Source organism: Xanthomonas sp. NCPPB 3005 (assembly GCF_041228095.2).
Taxonomy (GTDB): domain Bacteria; phylum Pseudomonadota; class Gammaproteobacteria; order Xanthomonadales; family Xanthomonadaceae; genus Xanthomonas_A; species Xanthomonas_A bonasiae.
In genome coordinates this window covers 727,874-746,880 of record NZ_CP166096.2, presented here as the reverse complement: position 1 = coordinate 746,880, position 19,007 = coordinate 727,874, and the positions used below count along the sequence as shown (strand labels likewise).

At 71.0% G+C, this 19,007-nt stretch carries 17 protein-coding genes; 9 read left to right on the top strand and 8 right to left on the bottom strand.

Features of this window, described 5'->3' with window-relative positions; all coding sequences use genetic code 11:
• Positions 1-29: 29 nt before the first annotated feature.
• The 8 genes from AB8810_RS03375 to def all read right to left on the bottom strand — a co-directional run bounded on the left by AB8810_RS03375 (position 30) and on the right by def (position 9,067).
• Positions 30-1,064: a CDP-glycerol glycerophosphotransferase family protein gene (locus AB8810_RS03375; protein WP_369915558.1), complete on the bottom strand. Its 1,035-nt coding sequence runs from the start codon at positions 1,062-1,064 to the stop codon at positions 30-32.
• Complete coding sequence (locus AB8810_RS03370; protein ID WP_369915557.1) at positions 1,064-1,897, bottom strand: glycosyltransferase family 2 protein; 834 nt, start codon at positions 1,895-1,897, stop codon at positions 1,064-1,066. Before AB8810_RS03370 ends, AB8810_RS03375 begins: the two co-directional genes overlap by 1 nt.
• Positions 1,898-1,981: 84 nt before the next feature.
• Entirely contained in the window at positions 1,982-3,280 is a 1,299-nt protein-coding gene (locus tag AB8810_RS03365) for an O-antigen ligase family protein (protein WP_369915556.1), read from the bottom strand.
• 53 nt (positions 3,281-3,333) lie between these two features.
• The gene (locus AB8810_RS03360) at positions 3,334-4,371 is read right to left on the bottom strand and encodes a glycosyltransferase (RefSeq protein ID WP_369915555.1); all 1,038 of its coding nucleotides are present in this window, start codon (positions 4,369-4,371) and stop codon (positions 3,334-3,336) included.
• A gap of 58 nt (positions 4,372-4,429) precedes the next feature.
• Positions 4,430-6,145, bottom strand: a complete 1,716-nt coding sequence (locus AB8810_RS03355; protein WP_206256705.1) for a glycosyltransferase family 39 protein — start codon at positions 6,143-6,145, stop codon at positions 4,430-4,432.
• A gap of 25 nt (positions 6,146-6,170) precedes the next feature.
• Positions 6,171-7,505 carry a 16S rRNA (cytosine(967)-C(5))-methyltransferase RsmB gene (gene rsmB, locus AB8810_RS03350; protein ID WP_369915554.1) on the bottom strand — a complete coding sequence of 445 codons (1,335 nt, stop codon included), beginning with the start codon at positions 7,503-7,505 and terminating at the stop codon, positions 6,171-6,173.
• Between the two features lie 16 nt (positions 7,506-7,521).
• A complete protein-coding gene (gene fmt / locus AB8810_RS03345) occupies positions 7,522-8,445 on the bottom strand; it encodes a methionyl-tRNA formyltransferase (RefSeq protein ID WP_369915553.1) in 924 nt (307 codons plus the stop codon).
• Between the two features lie 109 nt (positions 8,446-8,554).
• Positions 8,555-9,067: a peptide deformylase gene (gene def / locus AB8810_RS03340; RefSeq protein WP_179567704.1), complete on the bottom strand. Its 513-nt coding sequence runs from the start codon at positions 9,065-9,067 to the stop codon at positions 8,555-8,557.
• Between the two features lie 137 nt (positions 9,068-9,204).
• On the opposite strand from def, the gene AB8810_RS03335 reads away from it, so the two are divergent.
• From AB8810_RS03335 to AB8810_RS03295, 9 genes are all read left to right on the top strand, one after another.
• Positions 9,205-10,341, top strand: a complete 1,137-nt coding sequence (locus AB8810_RS03335; protein ID WP_191825133.1) for a LysM peptidoglycan-binding domain-containing protein — start codon at positions 9,205-9,207, stop codon at positions 10,339-10,341.
• An 82-nt stretch (positions 10,342-10,423) separates the two neighbouring features.
• Positions 10,424-11,578, top strand: a complete 1,155-nt coding sequence (gene dprA / locus AB8810_RS03330; protein ID WP_369915552.1) for a DNA-processing protein DprA — start codon at positions 10,424-10,426, stop codon at positions 11,576-11,578.
• A gap of 43 nt (positions 11,579-11,621) precedes the next feature.
• Positions 11,622-12,095 (top strand): DUF494 family protein, encoded by a 474-nt coding sequence (locus AB8810_RS03325; RefSeq protein WP_003470396.1) that lies wholly within the window; start codon positions 11,622-11,624, stop codon positions 12,093-12,095.
• Positions 12,096-12,117: 22 nt separating this feature from the next.
• Positions 12,118-12,846, top strand: coding sequence for a GYF domain-containing protein (locus AB8810_RS03320; protein WP_369915551.1), 729 nt, complete (start codon positions 12,118-12,120; stop codon positions 12,844-12,846).
• A gap of 40 nt (positions 12,847-12,886) precedes the next feature.
• Positions 12,887-13,831, top strand: a complete 945-nt coding sequence (locus AB8810_RS03315; protein ID WP_369915550.1) for an RDD family protein — start codon at positions 12,887-12,889, stop codon at positions 13,829-13,831.
• Between the two features lie 255 nt (positions 13,832-14,086).
• Positions 14,087-16,573, top strand: coding sequence for a DNA topoisomerase I (locus AB8810_RS03310; protein WP_206229805.1), 2,487 nt, complete (start codon positions 14,087-14,089; stop codon positions 16,571-16,573).
• A 331-nt stretch (positions 16,574-16,904) separates the two neighbouring features.
• Positions 16,905-17,465, top strand: coding sequence for an L-threonylcarbamoyladenylate synthase (locus AB8810_RS03305; RefSeq protein ID WP_369915549.1), 561 nt, complete (start codon positions 16,905-16,907; stop codon positions 17,463-17,465).
• 64 nt (positions 17,466-17,529) lie between these two features.
• Positions 17,530-18,276, top strand: coding sequence for a DUF4124 domain-containing protein (locus AB8810_RS03300; protein WP_369915548.1), 747 nt, complete (start codon positions 17,530-17,532; stop codon positions 18,274-18,276).
• A 1-nt stretch (position 18,277) separates the two neighbouring features.
• Positions 18,278-18,895 carry a DUF4124 domain-containing protein gene (locus tag AB8810_RS03295; RefSeq protein WP_369915547.1) on the top strand — a complete coding sequence of 206 codons (618 nt, stop codon included), beginning with the start codon at positions 18,278-18,280 and terminating at the stop codon, positions 18,893-18,895.
• Positions 18,896-19,007 lie beyond the last annotated feature (112 nt).

Sequence of the window (19,007 nt, the reverse complement as noted above, 5' to 3'; positions counted from 1 at the left end):
GCGAGCGCCGTACCCGGCCACGCGCCGGATCAACGCGCGCCGCGCCCCCAGTAGCCGATGCGCCGGCGGATCTTCAGCTTGCGCCAGAAATTCCACGGCTTGCGCCTGGGATTGCGTCCACCCTCGGCGACGAAGTCGTCGATCGCGCGCAGCACGCGCTCGCTGGACTGCCCGTCGCGGTAGGGATGCAGGCCGTCGGCGAAGTCGCGGATCGCCGCCATCAGTTCCGGCGGCCGCGCCAGCGCGCGGCGGATCGCCGGCTCGAACTGCGCGGGGTCGTCGATGTCGATCAGCTGCGGGCCCGGACGCCGGTTCTTGAACGTCACCACCGGCTTGTAGGTGAGCAGGAACTCGTTGAGCGCCGAGGAGGTGTCCGAGCACATCAGGTCCACCTGCGGGAACAGCTCCAGGATGTTGTCGTTGTCGGCGAAGCGCAGGTAGTCGTTCTCCAGCGCGCGATAGCGCGCCACCATCTGCGGGTCCATCTTCGGATGGAAGGTCACGATCCAGCGCCATTCGCCCGTGCGCGACAGCCGCTTGACCTCGTCGTGGAGGATGCCGGCCGCGCTCCACGACGGCGAGAACGTGGAGTGGTACAGGATCACCGGCGGTTGCCGCACCGGCGCCAGCTCGGCGCCGATCTCGCGCATGAACGGGTCGATCTTGGGGAAGCCGGTTTCCTTCACCGCGAAGTGGCCGAGCCTGCGCGCCAGCGCGCCGAATGCGTCGGTGTCGCGCGGGCCGGTGGTGCAGTACAGGTCGAAGAAACCGCGGACATAGATGTGCCGCGGCTTGCCGGCGTCGAAGCCGTGGAAGGTCTCGACCTTCACCCCGGGAAAGAAGTGCGGCACCGCGTTGCTGGAGGTGATCACCGCATACGGATTCCACGCCAGCACTTCCTCCACGGTCGCCAGGTGGCGCTCGTCGGCGCTCAGATCGGCGGCGCCGGGACCGTCGAAGAACCACGCCACCTGGTCGCCGCGCGCGCGGATCGCGGCCTGCAACGGGCGCAGGATCGCCAGCGCATAGCGTTCGGATCCGTACAGCAGGTAATGCTTGCTCATCAGTGCTCCAGATCGTGCCGTTGCAGCTGCGCCCGCACCTGTTCCACCGAGGCCGGGTTGACCTGCATCTCGTAGTAGCGCATGCGCTTGTACAGCGCGTAGCTGGCCGCGGTCTGCGCCACCACGAAGCCGCGCCAGCCATCGAGCACCGCCAGGCGCAGCAGGTAATCCTTGAGGAAGGCGCCGGCGAACACGAACGGGCTCTGCCACATTCTCACCGGCTTGCGCTTGTCGCGCCAGCCGAGCGCCTTCAGTTCGGCGTAGCGCAGCACCTTGAGCTGCTTGTGCACCAGGGTCGGGTTGTGCAGGTGGTTGAACGGCGGCGCGAACTCGGCGCTGGCGCCGTCGAAGCGCAGCGATTCGTGCACCCGCGCATCGCTCCAGCGCGCGCGGCCGCGGTGGTACAGCCGCGCCAGGCGTTCGCCGACCATCGGCCGGTACCAGCGCATCGGCGCCCCCATGTACCAGGTACTGCGGCGCAGCCACACCGCGTCCAGGCGGTCTTCGGCCAGGAGTTGCGGCAGCCGCGCCAGGCATTCGGCGCGCAACGCGTCGGACAGGAATTCGTCGGCGTCCAGCACCAGGATCCAGTCGTGCGCGGCCTGGGTGGAGGCGAAGTTGCGTTGCGCGCCGAAGCCCAGCCAGGCCTGCTCGACCACGCGCGCGCCGTGCGCGCGGGCGATCGCCGCCGTGTCGTCGCTGCTGCCGCAGTCCACCACCAGCTTGTCGGCGGCGAACGGCACGCTGTCCAGGCAGCGCGCGATGTTGGCGGCTTCGTTGTAGGTCATCACCACCAGGCTGAGCGGCAAGGTGGTCGCGGCGGCGTCGGCCATGGCGCTCGGTATCCGGGGCAGCGGTGCAGCCTGCGGTCGCGGCGCGGACGGCGCCGCGCCGGTCGGCGGTGCGGGATCGGCAGTCTACCGGCTTCCGGCAGCGCCTTCAGCGGCGCCGGCACGCACGCGCGGCGCCTGCGCATCGCAGGCGGCCAGCCCGATCAGCACGCCGACCAGGGACACGTAGAAGCCGGTGGTGACCTGATGCGCGAACATCGACTGGGTCATGCCGCACAGGATGTAGGCGGCCACCACCATGATCCCGGTCGCGGCCGGGCCATGGAACTCACGCCGCGGCCGTCGCCGGTACAGGCGCAGCAGCAGCCACAGCGGCACGCCGTAGACCAGCAGGATCAGCACGGTGCCGGGCAGGCCCTGGGTCGCGCTCCATTCGGCCAGGTCGTTGTGCGCATGGCCCAGATGGCAGCGCTCCACCCAGGTCTTGCTGCGGCAATCGGGCAGGCGCAGCATCGCGTTGTCGAAACGGCCCACGCCGACCCCGACCAGCGGATGCTCGACGAAGGTCGCCGCCGCCACCTGCAGCCGTTCGATGCGCGCCCCGGCCGAGGAATCACTGTCGCCGCGCTCGTAGCGCTGCACGTCGTGATGCAGCTCGGCCAAGCGGGTCTGCCGGGTCAGCGCCGGCACGCTCAGCACCAGCATCGCCGCCAGCGCCGCGATCGCGCCCAGGATCGCCAGACGCATGACGCCGCTGCGCCAGCGCACGCACAGCGCGGTGGCGACCAGCAGCAGCAACATGCCCAGCCACACGCCGCGGCTACCCGTGAGCAGGATGGTGGCGCAGCCGGCGGCGAGCGCCACCAGCGTCCACGGCCAGCGCCCGGGCGGGCGGCAGAACACCGCCACCACCAGCAGCACCAGCACCACGTCGGCGAGCACGATCGCGTTGGTCCAGCCCTCGGCACGCGGCTGGCCCTGCAGCACCTGCACGATCGCCAGCACCAGGGTGGCGAAGATGCCCAGCAGCGCGCCCCACCACAGCCCCTGCCGCGGCGGGCGCAGCGCGTAGACCCACAGCGCGGTCCAGGGCAGCACCAGAAAGCGGGTGCGGTTGTCGATGTCCTTCAGCGCCTGGCCGAAGTACAGCAGGGAGAACACCGACAGCACGATCACCAGCAGCGCCAGCACGGTCAGCCAGCGCAGCGAGGGCTGCAGGCCGGATGCGGCGCGGCGCATGCGGCCCAGCGCCAGCAGGCTGCTCGCCAGCAACAGCAGGCCGAACGGCAGCAGCCCGCCCGGCATGCTGACCACCAGGGCCGGCAGGCACAGCAGGCCCAGCGCGGCGCCCCACTCGGCCAACCGGTGGCGATGGGATGCGGCCGGCGGCCGCGCAGCATGGTGCGACGGGGCTTCTTCGGTCATCTAGGCGAGAACGGACGGGGGGACGGTGGGGGGCGATGATCCAAGTACGACCCCTAACCCGACCTGACCTGCACGCGGCCGGTCCCCGCCGGCGCCGACGTGGCCGGCGGCGGCGCATCGCCGAGCAGATCGGCCACCACCGCCTGCAGGCGCTCGCCGAACTCCTGCTGGCGCGACTCGAAGAACGTGCGCGCGGCAGTGCCCAGCGCATCGCATTGCATCGGCGCCAGGGCCAGCGCCTGCGCCATGGCCCGCTCGATGCCGGCCGCGTCGATGCGGTAGCGCACGCCGAAATTGTCCTCGCGCTCGCCGACCGGCTCGATCAGCACGCCGCGCTCGGCGGTCACCAGTTCGTTCATCGGCGCGCCGTTGGTGGTGATCACCACCGCACCGACGCTCAGCGCTTCCATGATGTAGTGGCCGAAGCCCTCGACCTCGGACGGGCACAGGTGGAAGCGATGCGCGTTCTGTAGCCGGCGCAGTTCGTGCTGGTCCAGGTAGCCGGTCAGGTAGTCGATGTTCTCGGCATCGATCGGGCGCGATTTCTTCGCGCTCTGCACCACCGTCAGCCGCGGCCATTCCGGGTGCCGCGCCCAGGTCTGCAGCAGCACCGCAGTGCCCTTGGCCGAACTGCGCCCGGCCACATGCAGGCAGGCGCGCTCGCGCGGCACCTCCGGGCGGTAGCAGTCGTCGCTGCAGAAACCGATGAAGGTGGTCGCCGGACCCTGCGCGGAAAAAAGCTGCTCTGCCTGCCAGGTCTTGCACAAGACCCGTTGGAAACGCGGCAGCCAGCGCAGCCACTTGCGGCGGAACCACTCCGGATTGGGCACCAGCACATTGCGCCTGCCGGCGCCCAGGCAGCGCGGATAGACCCGCTCCAGGAAAATCTGCAGGTCGGCGCGGCCGAGCAACAGGCTGCGCAGGGCCAGGCGCAGTTCGCGCAGGTGGTTGGCCAAACGCACGGTGCCGAAGCCGAGCACCTCCACCCGATAGCGGCCGCTGCTGCGCAGCGCCTCGGCGACCACCTGCAGGTCGCGGCTCAGGCCGCCGCCGTTGTCGCGGCTGATGACCCGGATCAGGCGCAGCGGCATGCCACGCCTCCCGCCCGCGCGGCGCCCAGATCGAGACCGAAGCAGGCGCGGCCGCGGCTCACTCGAAGCGGTCCTTGTCCTGCTCGCGCAAGCGGTCGCGGTCGCCGGTGGTGACCGTGCAACGGCCGTGCACGGCGGCGGCCGGCACCAGCCACCAGTTGCGGCGGTTGGATACGCCGGCCAGGGTGCTGGCGCGGCGATCGACGCAGCCGAGCATCGCCGCCTCCTGCACCAGCAGCCAGCGCCGCTGCGGCGCCTGCGCCTGCCAGGCCACGCCGCGGCGCAACTGCTCGTCCCACGGCACCACGAAACCGAAGGTGGTCGCGGCGCGGTCGGCCATCAGCAGGTTCTGTTCCTTCCAGGCCACCAGGCCCAGTTCCGCGTCCGGCCCGATGCGGCGGCCGGCCGCCTCCATCACCCCGCGCGCGGAGCTGGACGTATTGATCAGCGGATACACCAGCAGCCCCACCAGCACCCACAGCATGCTCAGCGTGGACACCATCGCCAGCTCCGGACGCCGCCGCGCGAACACCGCCAGGCTGGCCACGCCCCACAGGCCGAGCGCCAACAGGATCCAGGCCAGCGCCTGCACGGTCTGCAGATCGACGCCGCGCTGCTCCATCATCTGCGCGCGGAACCCATGCCCGGCCAGGATCGCCGCGCCGACGCCGCCCAGCGCCACGGTCAGCACCACGGTGAACGCCAGCAGCAGGCGCTTGACCCCGGTCTTGCGCAGCAGCCCCGGGATCAGCGGCGCCATCGCCAGGCACAGCATCGGCAGCGCCGGCAGGATGTAGACGTCGCGCTTGCCGGTGGGGATAGAAAAGAACAACAGGATCAGCGCCCACCACGCCAGCGGCAGCAGGTAGCGCGGATCGCGCCGGCGCAGGCGCCGCGCCCAGGCCGGGATCGCCCACGGCAAGGCCAGCAGCAGCGGCAGCCACATGCTCGGCATCACCCCGAAGAAGTAGAACGGCCCGTGCGGGTGGTCCCAGGACCTGGCGTAGCGCCCGGCGGTCTGCCGGAACAGGATGTCGTCGAGGTAGGCGCGGTATTCGGGCTGGTGCGCCGACAGCGCCGTGGTCACCATCGGCACCAGCCAGATCGACACCGCGCCCAGGAACGCCAGCGGCCCCAGCCAGAAGCGCGGATTGCGCGCGCCGATCCTGACCCCGCGCCACTGCGCCAGCGATGCCGCCGCGGCCGGCAGCAGCATCAGCAGCGCCAGCGCGCCCACGCCCTTGGTGATCGTGCCCAGGCCGGCGGCGAACCAGCCCAGCGCCCACATCCGCCAGTCGGGTCCGCGCAGCACGTGGCGCAACAGGCCGTAGTTGGCCAGGGTGATGTAGAACACCACCAGCGGATCGATCTGCGCCTTCTTCGCCTGGTAGGTGAAGTGGAACGCGAACAGCAGCGCATACGCCGCATACATGCCGACCCGGCGCGTCCACAGGCGCCGGCCCAGGTCGTAGACGCAGGCCAGCGTGCCCAGCCCGGCCAGCAGCGACGGCAGCAGGAACGCCACCCGCCAGTTGCCGAACAACGTGTAGAACGACGCCTGCAGCCACATCAGCATCGGCGGCTTGTCCGAGTAGAGCTCGGTGCCGCGGTGCGGGAACAGCCAGTTGCCGCTGTCCACCATCTGCTTGGCGACCAGCGCGAAGCGCGGCTCGTCGGCCGGGTGCGGATCGCGCAGGCCGAGGCCCGCGCCGAGCACCAGCAGCGCAAGCAGGGCCAGCAACCAGAATTCTCGGGACGCGCGGGTCTTCAGCATGGGACGGGATGATACCGGGGCCGGTTCACGCCGTCTTGCGCAGCCGCGCATAGAAGAACCCGTCGCGGTCCTGCTCGCCGGGCAGGCGCTGGCGGCCGCCGCCGGACGCGTGGCCGCAGGCGGCGCCGGGATCCTCGGCCATGGCGTCGGCGGTCCGCGCCAGGAACGCCTGCAGCTGGCGCGCGTTCTCGTCCTTCAGCAGGGAACAGGTGGCGTAGACCAGCACCCCGCCCGGCCGCAGCACCTGCCAGCCGGCATCCAGCAACCGCGCCTGCAGCGCCTGCAGCGCGACCACGTCCTCGCGCCGCCGGTGCAGCAGCACGTCGGGCTGGCGGCGCACGATGCCGGTGGCCGAGCACGGCGCGTCGAGCAGCACCGCATCGAACGCCTCGCCATCCCACCAGCTGTCCGGCTGCGCCGCATCGGCCGCCTGCAGCAGCGCCTGCGCGCCGGCACCGGTGCGGTCGAAGGTCTCGCGCACCCGCGCCAGGCGCCGCGGGTCCACGTCCAGCGCAGTCAGGCGCAGCGTCGGGTCGCGCTCGAGCAGGTGCGCGGACTTGCCGCCGGGCGCAGCGCACGCGTCTAGCACGCGCGCGCCCGGCGCCGGCGCCAGCACGTCGGCGACCTGCTGCGCCGAGCCGTCCTGCACCGAGACCCAGCCCTCGGCGAAGCCGGGCAAGGCGCTCATCGCCACCGATTCGGCCAGGCGGATCGCATCGGCCAGGTCCGGCACCGGCTGCGCGGCGATGCCGGCGTCGGCCAGCAACTGCAGATAGGCGTCGCGCGTGCTGCGCTGGCGGTTCACCCGCAGCCACAGCGGCGCCGCCTGCTGGCTGGCGGCGAAGATCGCCTCGGCCTGTCCCGGCCAGTCGGCGTGCAGCGCATCGCGCAGCCACAGCGGCCAGCCGGCGTCGGCGGCCACCGCCGGCAGCCCGTCGCGCAGCGCGCGGCGCAGCAAGGCGTTGACCATGCCGGCCTGGCGCGGCCGGTCCAGCGCCCGTGCCGCCTCCACCGTCGCCGACAGCGCCGCGTGCGGCGCCAACCCCAGCACGTCGAGCTGGGCGAAGCCGGCCATCAGCAGCGTGCGCAGTTCGGCGTCGCGCTGCGGCAGCTGCTTCTGCAGCCACAGCCGCAGCGCGGCCTCGTAGGCCGGGCGCCGGCGCAGCACGGCGAAGCAGATCGCCTCGACCAGGGCGCGATCGCGCGGATCGGGCAGCGCCGGCAGCGCGGTGGCCAGCTCGGCCTTCAGCGAACGGCCGCGGTCGATCACCGCGCTCAGTACGCGGGCGGCGACAACGCGGGGCGCGACGCCCGGCGGCGGCGGCGCGGCGGCAGGCGGCGCGGCAGGCGGCTGCGTCATGCGCGGTCGCGCCGGCTCAGGCCAGCACCGGCAGGTCGCGCCGGGCATTGAGGTAGTCGGCCGCGGTGATCGCCTTGCCGCCTTCGCGCTGCAGCACGCGCAGGCGCAACGCGCCCTGGCCGCAGGCGATGTCGATGCCTTGCTTGGAGGCGGCCAGCACCGTGCCCGGCGGCTGTGCATGCTCCAGCTCCAGCGCCACCGCGCCGTGGATGCGCACGCGCTCGCCGGCCAGCACCGCTTCGGTGATCGGCCACGGATTGAACGCGCGCACCCGCAGCGCCAGCTGCGCCGCCGGCTGCTGCCAGTCCAGCCGCGCCTGCGCCTTGTCCAGCTTGTGCGCGTAGGTGACGCCGGCGTCCGGCTGCGGCTGCGGCACCGGGCGGATGCCGGCGCGCAGCAGGCCCAGGCCGTCGGCCAGCACCTGCGCGCCGAGCGCGGCCAGCCGGTCGTGCAGCTGCCCGCCGGTCTCGCTGTCGCCGATCGGGGTGCGCTGCGACATCAGCACCGGGCCGGTGTCCAGGCCCGCTTCCATCTGCATCAGGCACACCCCGGTTTCGCTGTCGCCGGCCTCGATCGCGCGCTGGATCGGCGCGGCGCCGCGCCAGCGCGGCAGCAGCGAGGCGTGCACGTTCCAGCAGCCATGGGTGGGGATCGCCAGCACCGCCTTGGGCAGGATCAGGCCGTAGGCCACCACCACCATCAGGTCCGGCTGCAGCGCACGCAGAGTCTGCAGCGCCTCCGGCGAGCGCAAGGTCTCCGGCTGCAGCACCGGAATGCCGCGCGCGACCGCCTCCAGCTTCACCGGCGACGGCGTCAGCCCACGGCCGCGCCCGGCGGGCCGGTCCGGCTGGGTATAGACCGCGACCACTTCATGGCGCTGCGCGGCCGCGCGCAACGACGGCACGGCGAAGTCCGGCGTACCGGCGAAGACGATTTTCATGGAGGCTGGGAACCGGGAATAGGGAATGGAGAATGGGAAAAGCGCGGACCCGGAAATGGACGGACACCGCTCTTACGATTCCCGTTTCCCCATTCCCGTCTCCCGGCCTTCAGGCCACGTGCTTGCGCGCCTTGGCCAGCTTCTTGCGCACCATCTCGCGCTTGAGCGGGGAGAGGTAGTCGACGAACAGCTTGCCGTCCAGGTGGTCCATCTCGTGCTGCACGCACACCGCCAGCACGCCGTCGGCGGACAGTTCCTGCGGCTGGCCGTGGCGGTCCAGGTAGCGCACGACGATGCTGTCGGCACGGGTCACGTCGGCATAGATGCCGGGCACCGACAGGCAGCCTTCCTGGTACACCTGCTCGCCGTCGCGCTGCACGATCTGCGGGTTGATGAACACCTGCGGGGTGTTCTTCTCCTCGCTGACGTCGATGACCATGAAGCGCTGGTGCACGTCCACCTGGCTCGCGGCCAGGCCGATGCCGGGGGCCTCGTACATGGTCTCGAACATGTCGTCGAGCAGGCGCTGGAACGCCGGCGCGGTCACGTCGGCAGGGTCGACCGGCACCGCCTTGGTGCGCAGGCGGGGATCGGGGAATTCGAGGATGGGAAGCAGGGCCATAGCGGTACCCAGATGGGGGCGCCGGAAAATTCGGCAAGACGTGACAATTCTACCCCGTTCTGGCGCGAACGCTTGCGCCGCGCCCAGGGTTCTGGACTATAGTGCGCGGACCTGTTGGGGAATCAGGCTCCGCACTCATGTTCAAACGACTCCGTACGGTCGTCGCCGTGGCGATGCTTACCGTAGCGACCTATGCCGCTTCCGCGAGCATGGCTGCCGAACACCCTGACACCTACGTGGTGCGCAAGGGCGACACGCTGTGGGACATCGCCGGGCGCTTCCTCGGCAAGCCGTGGCTGTGGCCGGAAATCTGGCAGGCCAACCCGCAGGTGCAGAACCCGCATCTGATCTACCCCGGCGACGTGCTCAGCCTGGCCTACCTGGACAGGGTGGCGCGCGCCACGGTCAAGCCGGGCCCGCGCCAGGACGCGCCGATCGACGCGATCCCGCTGTCCGACGTCGAGCCGTTCCTGAAGAACCTGCGCGTGGCCGACAGCATCGACGAGCTGCCCTACGTGGTGGGCTTCGAGGACAACCGGCTGCGCGCCACCATCGGCCAGGTGGTCTACGCGACCGGGCTCGGCGACGCGCAGGTCGGGCAGCGCTACGCGGTGGTACGGCCGACCCTGCGCTACGAACTGCCCAGGCTCAGCGACGACCTGAACAACGAGGGACGCAGCACCCCGGGCACCGGCAACCTGTGGCAGACCTTCGTGGCGCCGGACAACAAGCGCCGCGAAACGCTGGGCTACGAGCTGGCCCAGGTCAATATCGGTACCGTCACCCGCGTTTCGGCCGACGATAGCCAGGCCACCACCCTGCTGCTGCAGGACAGCGCCCGCGAAGTGCGCGCCGGCGACCGCCTGATCGCGGTCCAGGCGCAGCCCTACGACCTGCAGTTCGTTCCGCATCCGCCCTCGGCGCAGGCGCTCGAGGCCGGGCTGCGGGTGCTGGCGGTGGCCGACGCGTTCAGCGCCGCCGGTCCGCGCGACGTGATCGCGATCTCCGGCGGCAGCCGCGAGGGCATCGACAACGGCACGGTGGTGTCGCTGTGGCGGCATGGCACCCGGGTCAACGACCGCGTGCAGCGCCCGAACACCTCGCGCGCCGACGACGGCTTCACCGGCGGCCGCGGCTCGGTGGCCTTGCCCGACGAATACGCCGCGCACGCGATGGTGTTCCGCACCTTCGACAAGGTCAGCTACGCGCTGGTGATGGACGGCGTCAAGCCGACCCGGATCGGCTACGACGTGAAGCACCCGGACGCGCGCTGACCCGCGCACGCGGGCAAGTCCTACATCCGCAACAGACGGCGCCCGAGGGCGCCGTCTGCGTTTGCGGCCTAGCCTGGGGCCCATGTCCGCCCTGCCCACCGACCACGCACACTCCAGTCCCGACCCCGCATTGCTGGCGCTGTCGCTGGCCGGTGGTGCCAGCGCCCCGCGCAGGCGCCTGCTCGAGCGACACGGCAGCCCTGCCGCCGCGCTGGCCGCCGGCGCGGCGGCCTGGCAGGCGGCGGGACTGGATCCGGCGCAGAGCGCGGCACTGGGGCAGCCCGACCGCGCCGCGATGGACGCCGCGCTGGCCTGGCTGGCGCAGCCGCGCCGGCACCTGCTCGGCTGCCACGACCCAGACTATCCGGCGCTGCTGCTGCGCAGCCCCAACCCGCCGCTGGCGCTGTACCTGGAAGGCGACCCGGCGGCGCTGTGGCATCCGGCGGTAGCGGTGGTGGGCAGCCGCGCGCCCAGCGCCGGCGGCCGCGACAATGCGTATCGCTTCGCCCTGGCGCTGGCCACGTCCGGGCTGGCGGTGACCAGCGGCATGGCCGCCGGGGTCGATGCCGCCGCGCACGCGGCGGCGCTGTCGCGCCAGGACGGGCTGACCGTGGCGGTGGTCGGCACCGGCCCGGACCTGGCCTACCCGCGCCAGCATGCCGCCCTGCGCGAGCGCATCGCCGCGCGCGGCGCGGTGGTCAGCGAACATCCGCCCGGCACCCCGGCGCGGCCCAGCCACTTCCCCGCCCGCAACCGGATCATCGCCGGACTGACCCTGGCCACCCTGGTGATCGAGGCCGCCACCCGCTCCGGCGCGCTGATCACCGCGCGCCTGGCGGCCGAGGCCGGGCGCGAGGTGTTCGCGCTGCCCGGCTCGATCCACAACCCGCTGGCGCGCGGCTGCCATCGGCTGATCCGCGACGGCGCCGGGCTGGTGGAGAACGCCGAGGAGGTGCTGGCCGGGGTCGCGCCGCTGGCCTCGGAACTGGCCGACGCCTTGCGCGGACGCCTGCGCGCCCCCACTGAGAGGATCGCCGACGACCCCGGCGCCACGCCGTCCTTCCCCGATCCGAACTACCAGCGCTTGTGGCAGGCGCTGGGCCACGACCCTACCTGTATGGATTCAGTGATCGCACGCACCGGATTGACGGCCGCGGCGGCCTCCTCCATGCTGCTGGCCATGGAACTGGATGGCTACGTGGCGGTCGAACGAGGTCGTTACACCCGCAAACCCTAGTTTCTTCACCTCCACAGCGTCTAGCGACGCAGGCCGAGGGGCAATGAAAGAGAGCATTCTGGATGTCCTGCTGTACCTGTTCGAACATTATTTCAGCGAGGATGCGGACCCGGTCCGCGATCGCGACTCCCTCCAGAATGGCCTGATCCAGGCTGGCTTCAGCCCCACCGAAATCAGCAAGGCGTTCGACTGGCTCGATGCGCTGGCCGACCAGCGGCCGGCCGTGCCGCAGCCGCGCATCGACGGTCCGATCCGCATCTATCACGGCCCGGAGCTGGACAAGCTCGACGTGGAATGCCGCGGCTTTTTGCTGTTCCTGGAACAGCACGGCATCCTCGACAGCGACCAGCGCGAGCTGGTGCTGGACCGGGCGATGGCGCTGGACCAGGACGAACTGGACCTGGACGACCTGAAATGGGTGGTGCTGATGGTGCTGTTCAACCAGCCCGGCGCCGAGGCGGCCTACGCGTGGATGGAAACGCAGATGTTCGTCGACGAGCCGGAGCCGGTGCACTGAGGCACTGACGGGCCATGCACGGATGCACGAGGAACCGGTCCTGAGCGCCTGGTACTACGCCGACGCGGCGCGCCAGCGGCACGGCCCGCTGAGCACCGCGACGTTGCTGGAACGCCTGCGCGACGGGCTGCTGGAGCGCAGTACCCTGGTCTGGCGCGAAGGCATGCCGGAATGGCGGCCGCTGCACGCGCTTGCCGACGAACTCGGCCTGTCAGCGACAGCCCCGCCGCCGCCGCCACCGCCACCGCCCCCGCTGCCACCAGCGGCGAGCGCCACCCCGACCATCCACGCCGCGGCTCCGCGCAACGGCCTGTCCGGCTGCGGCATCGGCGCGATCGTCGCGGTCGTGGTCGGCGCGGTGCTGCTGGCGATGATCGGGATTCTCGCCGCCATCGCCTTGCCCGCGTATCAGGACTACACGCTGCGCACCAAGGCCACACTGGCGATCGGCAGCGTCACCCCGCTGAAGTCCCGGATCTCCGGCTTCGCCATGCAGCAGCGGCGCTGTCCGGTCAACGGCGATCCCGGCTTCGGCACCGCCGAGAGCTACGCCAGCGAATTCGTCGCACAGGTGCGGATCGGCCGTTTCGACAACGGCCATTGCGGCCTGGAAGCCACCCTGCACGCGCCCGGCAACGCCAAGCTGGATGGCAAGGCGCTGTGGCTGGACTACGATGAGCGGGCTTCGGCCTGGAAATGCAGTTCCGAGCTGGACGACCGCTACCTGCCCGCGCATTGCCGCGGCGGTTGAGCGGAAACGGATTTTTCGATCGCAACCCCGGGGAAAAGGAATGAGTGAGTGGTACTACGCCGACGCCGCGCAGCAGCGTCACGGACCGATGCCCGCCGACGACCTGCAGCAGCGCTTCCAGCGCGGCGACGTCGGCCTGACCACGCTGGTGTGGCGCGACGGCCTCAGCGAATGGCATCCGCTGGCCGACTTCGTCGACGAACTGGGCCTGACCCAGGCGCCGGCGGCGATCGCGCCGAGCGACGCCGTCGAGGTGGCGCCGACGCCGCCCGCGCAGGCGTTGCCCGCGGCCTGGGCCGCGCCGGAATCCGACGCCGCAACGCATTCGCCCTATGCCGCGCCTGCCGCCACCCTCGGCGAGGAGCCACGCTTCGTCGCCGGCGGCGAGGTGGTGCAGGCCGGCTTCTGGAAGCGCACCGCCGCCTATCTGATCGACGGCATGCTGGTGGGCATGGTCGCGCAGGTGATCCAGTTCGTGATCATGCTCGGCTTCTTCGGCTTCAGCGGCCTCGGCGGCGGCGGCACCCCGGATTTCGCCACCGCCAGCGGCATCGTCATGCTGGTGCTGGTGTACCTGGTGCCGCTGGGCATGTCGGCGCTGTACTTCGGCCTGTTCCACGCCTCGTCCAAGCAGGCCACGCTGGGCAAGATGGCGGTCGGCATCAAGGTGGTGCGCACCGACGGCAGCCGGATCAGCGTTGGCCGCGGCATCGGCCGCTATTTCGGCTTCCTGCTGAGCAGCCTGACCATCTTCATCGGCTTCCTGATGGCCGCCTTCACCGAGCGCAAGCAGGCCCTGCACGACATGCTCTGCGACACCCTGGTGGTGGACAAGTGGGCCTACACCGACCACCCGGAGTGGCAGCAGCACAAGCTGGGCACGGTCACCGTGGTGATCCTGTCGCTGTTCGGCGTGCTGATGGTCGGGATCCTGCTGCTGGTGATCCTGGCCATCGGCCTGGCCGCCAAGGGCGGCTGGCACTGACGGCCGGGACTCGGGACCGGGGACCCGGTGGACGGAAGTCGGCGAAGCCCCCATGCCGGAGACTTGATCGGGCGGTCGCGCTTGACAGCCGCCGCCGGACATGTCCACTAATAAAAAGAGACGCAGCTGAACGCCCGGGGTACCAGCCCCGGGCGTCGGCCTCTCTGAACACCGCAACGCTTCACTAACCGGAGCAATTGCGCCACCCTACCGCCCCCAGGGCGCCCGCCCCGCCCATTCGAAGCCCACCTCATCATGTCCAAGCACCTGCTCATCGTCGAATCGCCCGCCAAGGCCAAGACGATCAACAAATACCTCGGCAAGGACTTCCACGTCCTGGCCTCGTATGGGCACGTGCGCGACCTGATCCCGAAAGAGGGCGCGGTGGATCCGGACGACGGCTTCGCGATGCGCTACGCGCTGATCGAGAAGAACGAGAAGCACGTCGAGGCCATCGCCAAGGCCGCCAAGGTCGCCGACGACATCTATCTGGCGACCGACCCGGATCGCGAGGGCGAGGCGATCAGCTGGCACATCGCGGAGATCCTGAAGGAGCGCGGGCTGCTCAAGGACAAGCCGCTGCACCGGGTGGTGTTCACCGAGATCACCCCGCGCGCGATCAAGGAGGCGATGGCCAACCCCCGGCAGATCGCCGTGGACCTGGTCGATGCGCAGCAGGCGCGGCGCGCGCTGGACTACCTGGTCGGTTTCAACCTGTCGCCGGTGCTGTGGCGCAAGGTGCAGCGCGGCCTGTCCGCCGGCCGCGTGCAGTCGCCGGCGCTGCGCATGATCGTCGAGCGCGAGGAAGAGATCGAAGCCTTCGTCGCCCGCGAATACTGGAGCATCGGCGCCGACTGCCTGCACCCCTCGCAACCGTTCGCGGCCAAGCTGGTCAAGCTCGACGGGCAGAAGTTCGAGCAGTTCACAATCACCGACGGCGACACCGCCGAAGACGCGCGGATGCGCCTGCAGAAGGCCGCGCAGGGCGCGCTGCACGTCACCGACGTGGCCAGCAAGGAGCGCAAGCGCCGCCCGGCGCCGCCGTTCACCACTTCCACGCTGCAGCAGGAAGCCTCGCGCAAGCTCGGCTTCACCACCAGCCGCACCATGCGCGTGGCGCAGAAGCTGTACGAAGGCGTGACCCTGGGCGACGAAGGCACGGTCGGCCTGATCAGCTACATGCGTACCGACTCGGTGAACCTGTCGCAGGACGCGCTGGCCGAGATCCGCGACGTGATCGCGCGCGACTTCGGCACCGGCGCGCTGCCGGACAAGCCGAACATGTACCAGACCAAGTCCAAGAACGCGCAGGAAGCGCACGAGGCGATCCGCCCGACCAGCGCGCTGCGCACCCCGGCGCAGATGGCCAAGTACCTGGACGACGACGGCCGCCGCCTGTACGAGCTGATCTGGAAGCGCGCGGTGGCTTGCCAGATGGTGCCGGCGACGATGAACACCGTCACCGTGGAACTGGCTGCGGGCAACGAGCACAGCTTCCGCGCCAGCGGCACCACGGTGATCGACCCGGGCTTCCTGGCCGTGTACGAGGAAGGCAAGGACCAGAAGGCCGCCGAGGACGAGGACGAGGGCCGCAAGCTGCCGCCGATGAAGCCCGGCGACCGCATCCCGCTCGACCGCATCCATGCCGACCAGCATTTCACCGAGCCGCCGCCGCGCTACTCGGAAGCCTCGCTGGTCAAGACGCTCGAGGAATACGGCATCGGCCGCCCGTCGACCTATGCCTCGATCATCCAGACCCTGCTGTTCCGCAAGTACGTGGAGCTGGACGCGCGCCGTTTCCGCCCCTCGGACGTGGGCCGCGCGGTCAGCAAGTTCCTGTCCGGCCACTTCACCCGCTATGTCGACTACGACTTCACCGCCAAGCTCGAAGACGAGCTGGACGCGGTGTCGCGCGGCGAAGAGGAATGGCGGCCGCTGATGGAGAAGTTCTGGGGCCCGTTCAAGGAACTGGTCGAGGAAAAGAAGGAATCGGTGGACCGCTCCGAGGCCACCGGCGCGCGCGAACTCGGCACCGACCCCAAGACCGGCAAGCCGGTCAGCGTGCGCCTGGGCCGGTTCGGCCCGTATGCGGCGATCGGCAGCACCGCCGAGGACGCCGAGGACAAGCCCAAGTTCGCCTCGCTGCGGCCGGGCCAGAGCATGCACACCATCACCCTGGAAGACGCGCTGGAGCTGTTCCTGATGCCGCGCGCGCTGGGCGAGGACAAGGGCGAGGACGTCAGCGTCGGCATCGGCCGCTTCGGGCCGTTCGCCAAGCGCGGCAGCGTCTATGCCTCGCTGAAGAAGGAAGACGACCCGTACACCATCGACCTGGCGCGCGCGGTGTTCCTGATCGAGGAGAAGGAAGAGATCGCGCGCAACCGCATCATCAAGGAATACGACGGCAGCGACATCCAGGTGCTGAACGGCCGCTTCGGCCCGTACATCAGCGACGGCAAGCTCAACGGCAAGATCCCCAAGGATCGCGAGCCTGCAACGCTGACCCTGGAAGAAGTGCAGAAGCTGCTGGAAGAGACCGGCAAGCCGGCGCGGCGCGGCTTCGGCGCGAAGAAGGCCGCGGCGAAGAAAGAAGCGGCGCCGAAGAAGAGCGCAGCCAAGAAGGCCGCGGCCGACGCCCCGGCCAAGCCCGCGGCGAAGAAGGCGGTCAAGAAAGCGGCGAAGAAGACCGCGAAGAAAGCCGCAAAGAAAGTGGTCAAGAAGGCCGCGGCCAAGCCCGCCTGATCCACCACCCCGTTCCTGCGGATGCCACATCCGCAGGAGCGGCGCCGGATGGCCGCAATCGCCATTCATCGCACCAAGCGATCCGCTCGCGCTTGCCGCAATCGAGTTCCACGGCCCCATTCGGAAGCGGCGCCGCGCAGACTGGAAGAACCGTAGCCGCCACAGCCTGCGCATCAGCCCCACCGCCTGCGCACCGCCCACGCCGCCCGACAGCAATCGAACCCGGAACCGGCAGCAAAGCGCGCTTCGCTCTTGCCAATCCCAAATCCCAAATCCCCAATCCCGGCCCTCCGGCATTGCCCCACAAAACAGCCTGCCGCATCATGCGCGCATGACCGATCTGTCGCTCAGCCAAGCCGTCGCCGCCCTGCGCCAGGGCGGTGTCATCGCCTACCCGACCGAGGCGGTCTGGGGCTTGGGTTGCGATCCGTACGACCAGGCGGCGGTGACGCGCCTGCTGCAGATCAAGCAGCGCCCGGTGGAGAAAGGCCTGATCGTGGTCGCCGCCGAACTGGAGCCGCTGCGCCCGCTGCTGGACCTGCCGGCGCTGCCGCCGGAGCGCCTGGCCGCGGTGCTGGCCAGCTGGCCCGGAGCGCATACCTGGGTGCTGCCGGCCGCGGCGCAGGCGCCGCCCTGGATCACCGGCGCGCACCGCAGCATCGCAGTGCGGATCAGCGCGCACCCGCAGGTGGCCGCGCTGTGCCGCGCCTGGGGCGGCGCCCTGGTCTCGACCAGCGCCAACCGCGGCGGCGAGCCGCCGGCGCGGCAGCGCGCCGAACTGGATCCGCACCTGCTGGCCGCGCTCGACGGCGTGGTCGGGGGCGAAACCGGCGGCCTGGCCCAACCCACTCCGATCCGCGACGCGGTCAGCGGCGAGATCCTGCGCGCCTGAGCGCAGGGCGACTCCCCGCCCGCCTTCACTTTCCCTGGTCGGCGAAGGCGCGCAAGATGCGCGCATGCCCAGCCTCGCCCGCCCTGCCCTGCTCCTGACCGCGCTGTTGCCGTTGGCCGGCGCCGCCTGGGCGCAAAGCACGCGGACCACCAGCAGCGATGGCGCGCAAGGGTCGGTGCGCATCTACCGCTGCATCGGCAGTTCCGGCGCGGTCAGCCTGCAGAACGCGCCCTGCGAGAACGCGCGCCAGCAGCAGGTGCTGGACATGCAGCGCCCGCGCGATCCGCCGCCGCGCCCGACCACCACGCTCAGTACCGACCCGGCGCGCGACGCCGCGGCGCCGGCGCCGCTGCCGCAGCGCGAGATCCGCATCGTCACCGTGCAACCGCCGCAGCCGATGTACGAATGCGTCACCAGCGAGGGCCAGCGCTATACCAGCGACGACAACGAAGGCAATCCGCGCTGGGTGCCGCTGTGGACCGTCGGCTATGCCGGCAGCTATGGCTACGGCCATCGTCGTGGCGGTGGCGGTGGCGGTGGCAGTGGCGGCAATGGTGGCGGCGAAGGCGGCCACCCGCGCCCGCCGCGGCCGGTGTATCCCGGCGTCGGCGTGGTAGTCCCGGCCGGCAGCACCCTGATCCGCGACACCTGCAACGTGCTGCCGCCGCAGGAAGTGTGCGCACGCCTGACCGACCGCCGCTGGGAACTGATCCGGCGCTACAACAGTGCGCTGCAGAGCGAGCGCCGCGCGCTGGAAACCGAACAGCGCGGCATCGACGCGCGGCTCGACCGCGACTGCGGCAGCGGCTGAGATGCGGGGCGGCGCCTGCCTCGCCGCGCTCCTGGCCTGCGCCGGCGCCGCGCAGGCCGAGCAAGTGGTGTTCTATCGCTGCACCGATGCGCACGACAACCTGACCGTGCAGAACCAGCCGTGCCCCAAGGGCATGCGCCAGGAAAAGAAACTCATGCAGGGCGTCGGCCGCGCCCCCGCGCAGGCGCCGGCGGCACCAGCCGCGCCGATACCGCCGCCCCCCGCACCGGCCGCTGCCGCCGCCACGCCCGATCCACCGCCGCCAGCGCCGGCAGAGACCGCGCCGCGCCTGCCGCCGCCCACGCTGTATGCCTGTACCACCTACGAGCAGCAACGCTACATCGGCGAAACCGCCGAGCCGACGCCGCGCTGCGTGCCGTTGCGCACCATGGGCCTGGACGGCAGCCCCGACAGGACCGGCGGCAGCGCCTGCGAGGTGCTGCGCGACCGCTGCGAGGCGTTGCCCGAGGCCGGCGCCTGCGAAGCCTGGGCAACCTACGTGGCCGAAGCCGAGACGCACTGGCGTTTCGCCACATCCGAGCACGCCGAGCAGCTGCGGCAGGAATTCCTGCGTCGCCAGCACCTGCTGCAGGCGAGCAACTGCGGCGCGCCGGATTAGGGTGCCCCCGCGGATGTTCGATCCGACACTGCCCCTGCACCCGACACTGCCCCTGTAGGAGCGGCTTCAGCCGCGACAGGCATTGTCAGCAAAGCGTCGCGGCTGAAGCCGC

Coding starts and splice junctions, on each gene's coding strand:
- AB8810_RS03375 (WP_369915558.1), bottom strand. CDS start 1,064: ATGAGCAAGCATTACCTGCTGTACGGATCCGAACGCTATGCGCTGGCG.
- AB8810_RS03370 (WP_369915557.1), bottom strand. CDS start 1,897: ATGGCCGACGCCGCCGCGACCACCTTGCCGCTCAGCCTGGTGGTGATG.
- AB8810_RS03365 (WP_369915556.1), bottom strand. CDS start 3,280: ATGACCGAAGAAGCCCCGTCGCACCATGCTGCGCGGCCGCCGGCCGCA.
- AB8810_RS03360 (WP_369915555.1), bottom strand. CDS start 4,371: ATGCCGCTGCGCCTGATCCGGGTCATCAGCCGCGACAACGGCGGCGGC.
- AB8810_RS03355 (WP_206256705.1), bottom strand. CDS start 6,145: ATGCTGAAGACCCGCGCGTCCCGAGAATTCTGGTTGCTGGCCCTGCTT.
- rsmB (WP_369915554.1), bottom strand. CDS start 7,505: ATGACGCAGCCGCCTGCCGCGCCGCCTGCCGCCGCGCCGCCGCCGCCG.
- fmt (WP_369915553.1), bottom strand. CDS start 8,445: ATGAAAATCGTCTTCGCCGGTACGCCGGACTTCGCCGTGCCGTCGTTG.
- def (WP_179567704.1), bottom strand. CDS start 9,067: ATGGCCCTGCTTCCCATCCTCGAATTCCCCGATCCCCGCCTGCGCACC.
- AB8810_RS03335 (WP_191825133.1), top strand. CDS start 9,205: ATGTTCAAACGACTCCGTACGGTCGTCGCCGTGGCGATGCTTACCGTA.
- dprA (WP_369915552.1), top strand. CDS start 10,424: ATGTCCGCCCTGCCCACCGACCACGCACACTCCAGTCCCGACCCCGCA.
- AB8810_RS03325 (WP_003470396.1), top strand. CDS start 11,622: ATGAAAGAGAGCATTCTGGATGTCCTGCTGTACCTGTTCGAACATTAT.
- AB8810_RS03320 (WP_369915551.1), top strand. CDS start 12,118: ATGCACGAGGAACCGGTCCTGAGCGCCTGGTACTACGCCGACGCGGCG.
- AB8810_RS03315 (WP_369915550.1), top strand. CDS start 12,887: ATGAGTGAGTGGTACTACGCCGACGCCGCGCAGCAGCGTCACGGACCG.
- AB8810_RS03310 (WP_206229805.1), top strand. CDS start 14,087: ATGTCCAAGCACCTGCTCATCGTCGAATCGCCCGCCAAGGCCAAGACG.
- AB8810_RS03305 (WP_369915549.1), top strand. CDS start 16,905: ATGACCGATCTGTCGCTCAGCCAAGCCGTCGCCGCCCTGCGCCAGGGC.
- AB8810_RS03300 (WP_369915548.1), top strand. CDS start 17,530: ATGCCCAGCCTCGCCCGCCCTGCCCTGCTCCTGACCGCGCTGTTGCCG.
- AB8810_RS03295 (WP_369915547.1), top strand. CDS start 18,278: ATGCGGGGCGGCGCCTGCCTCGCCGCGCTCCTGGCCTGCGCCGGCGCC.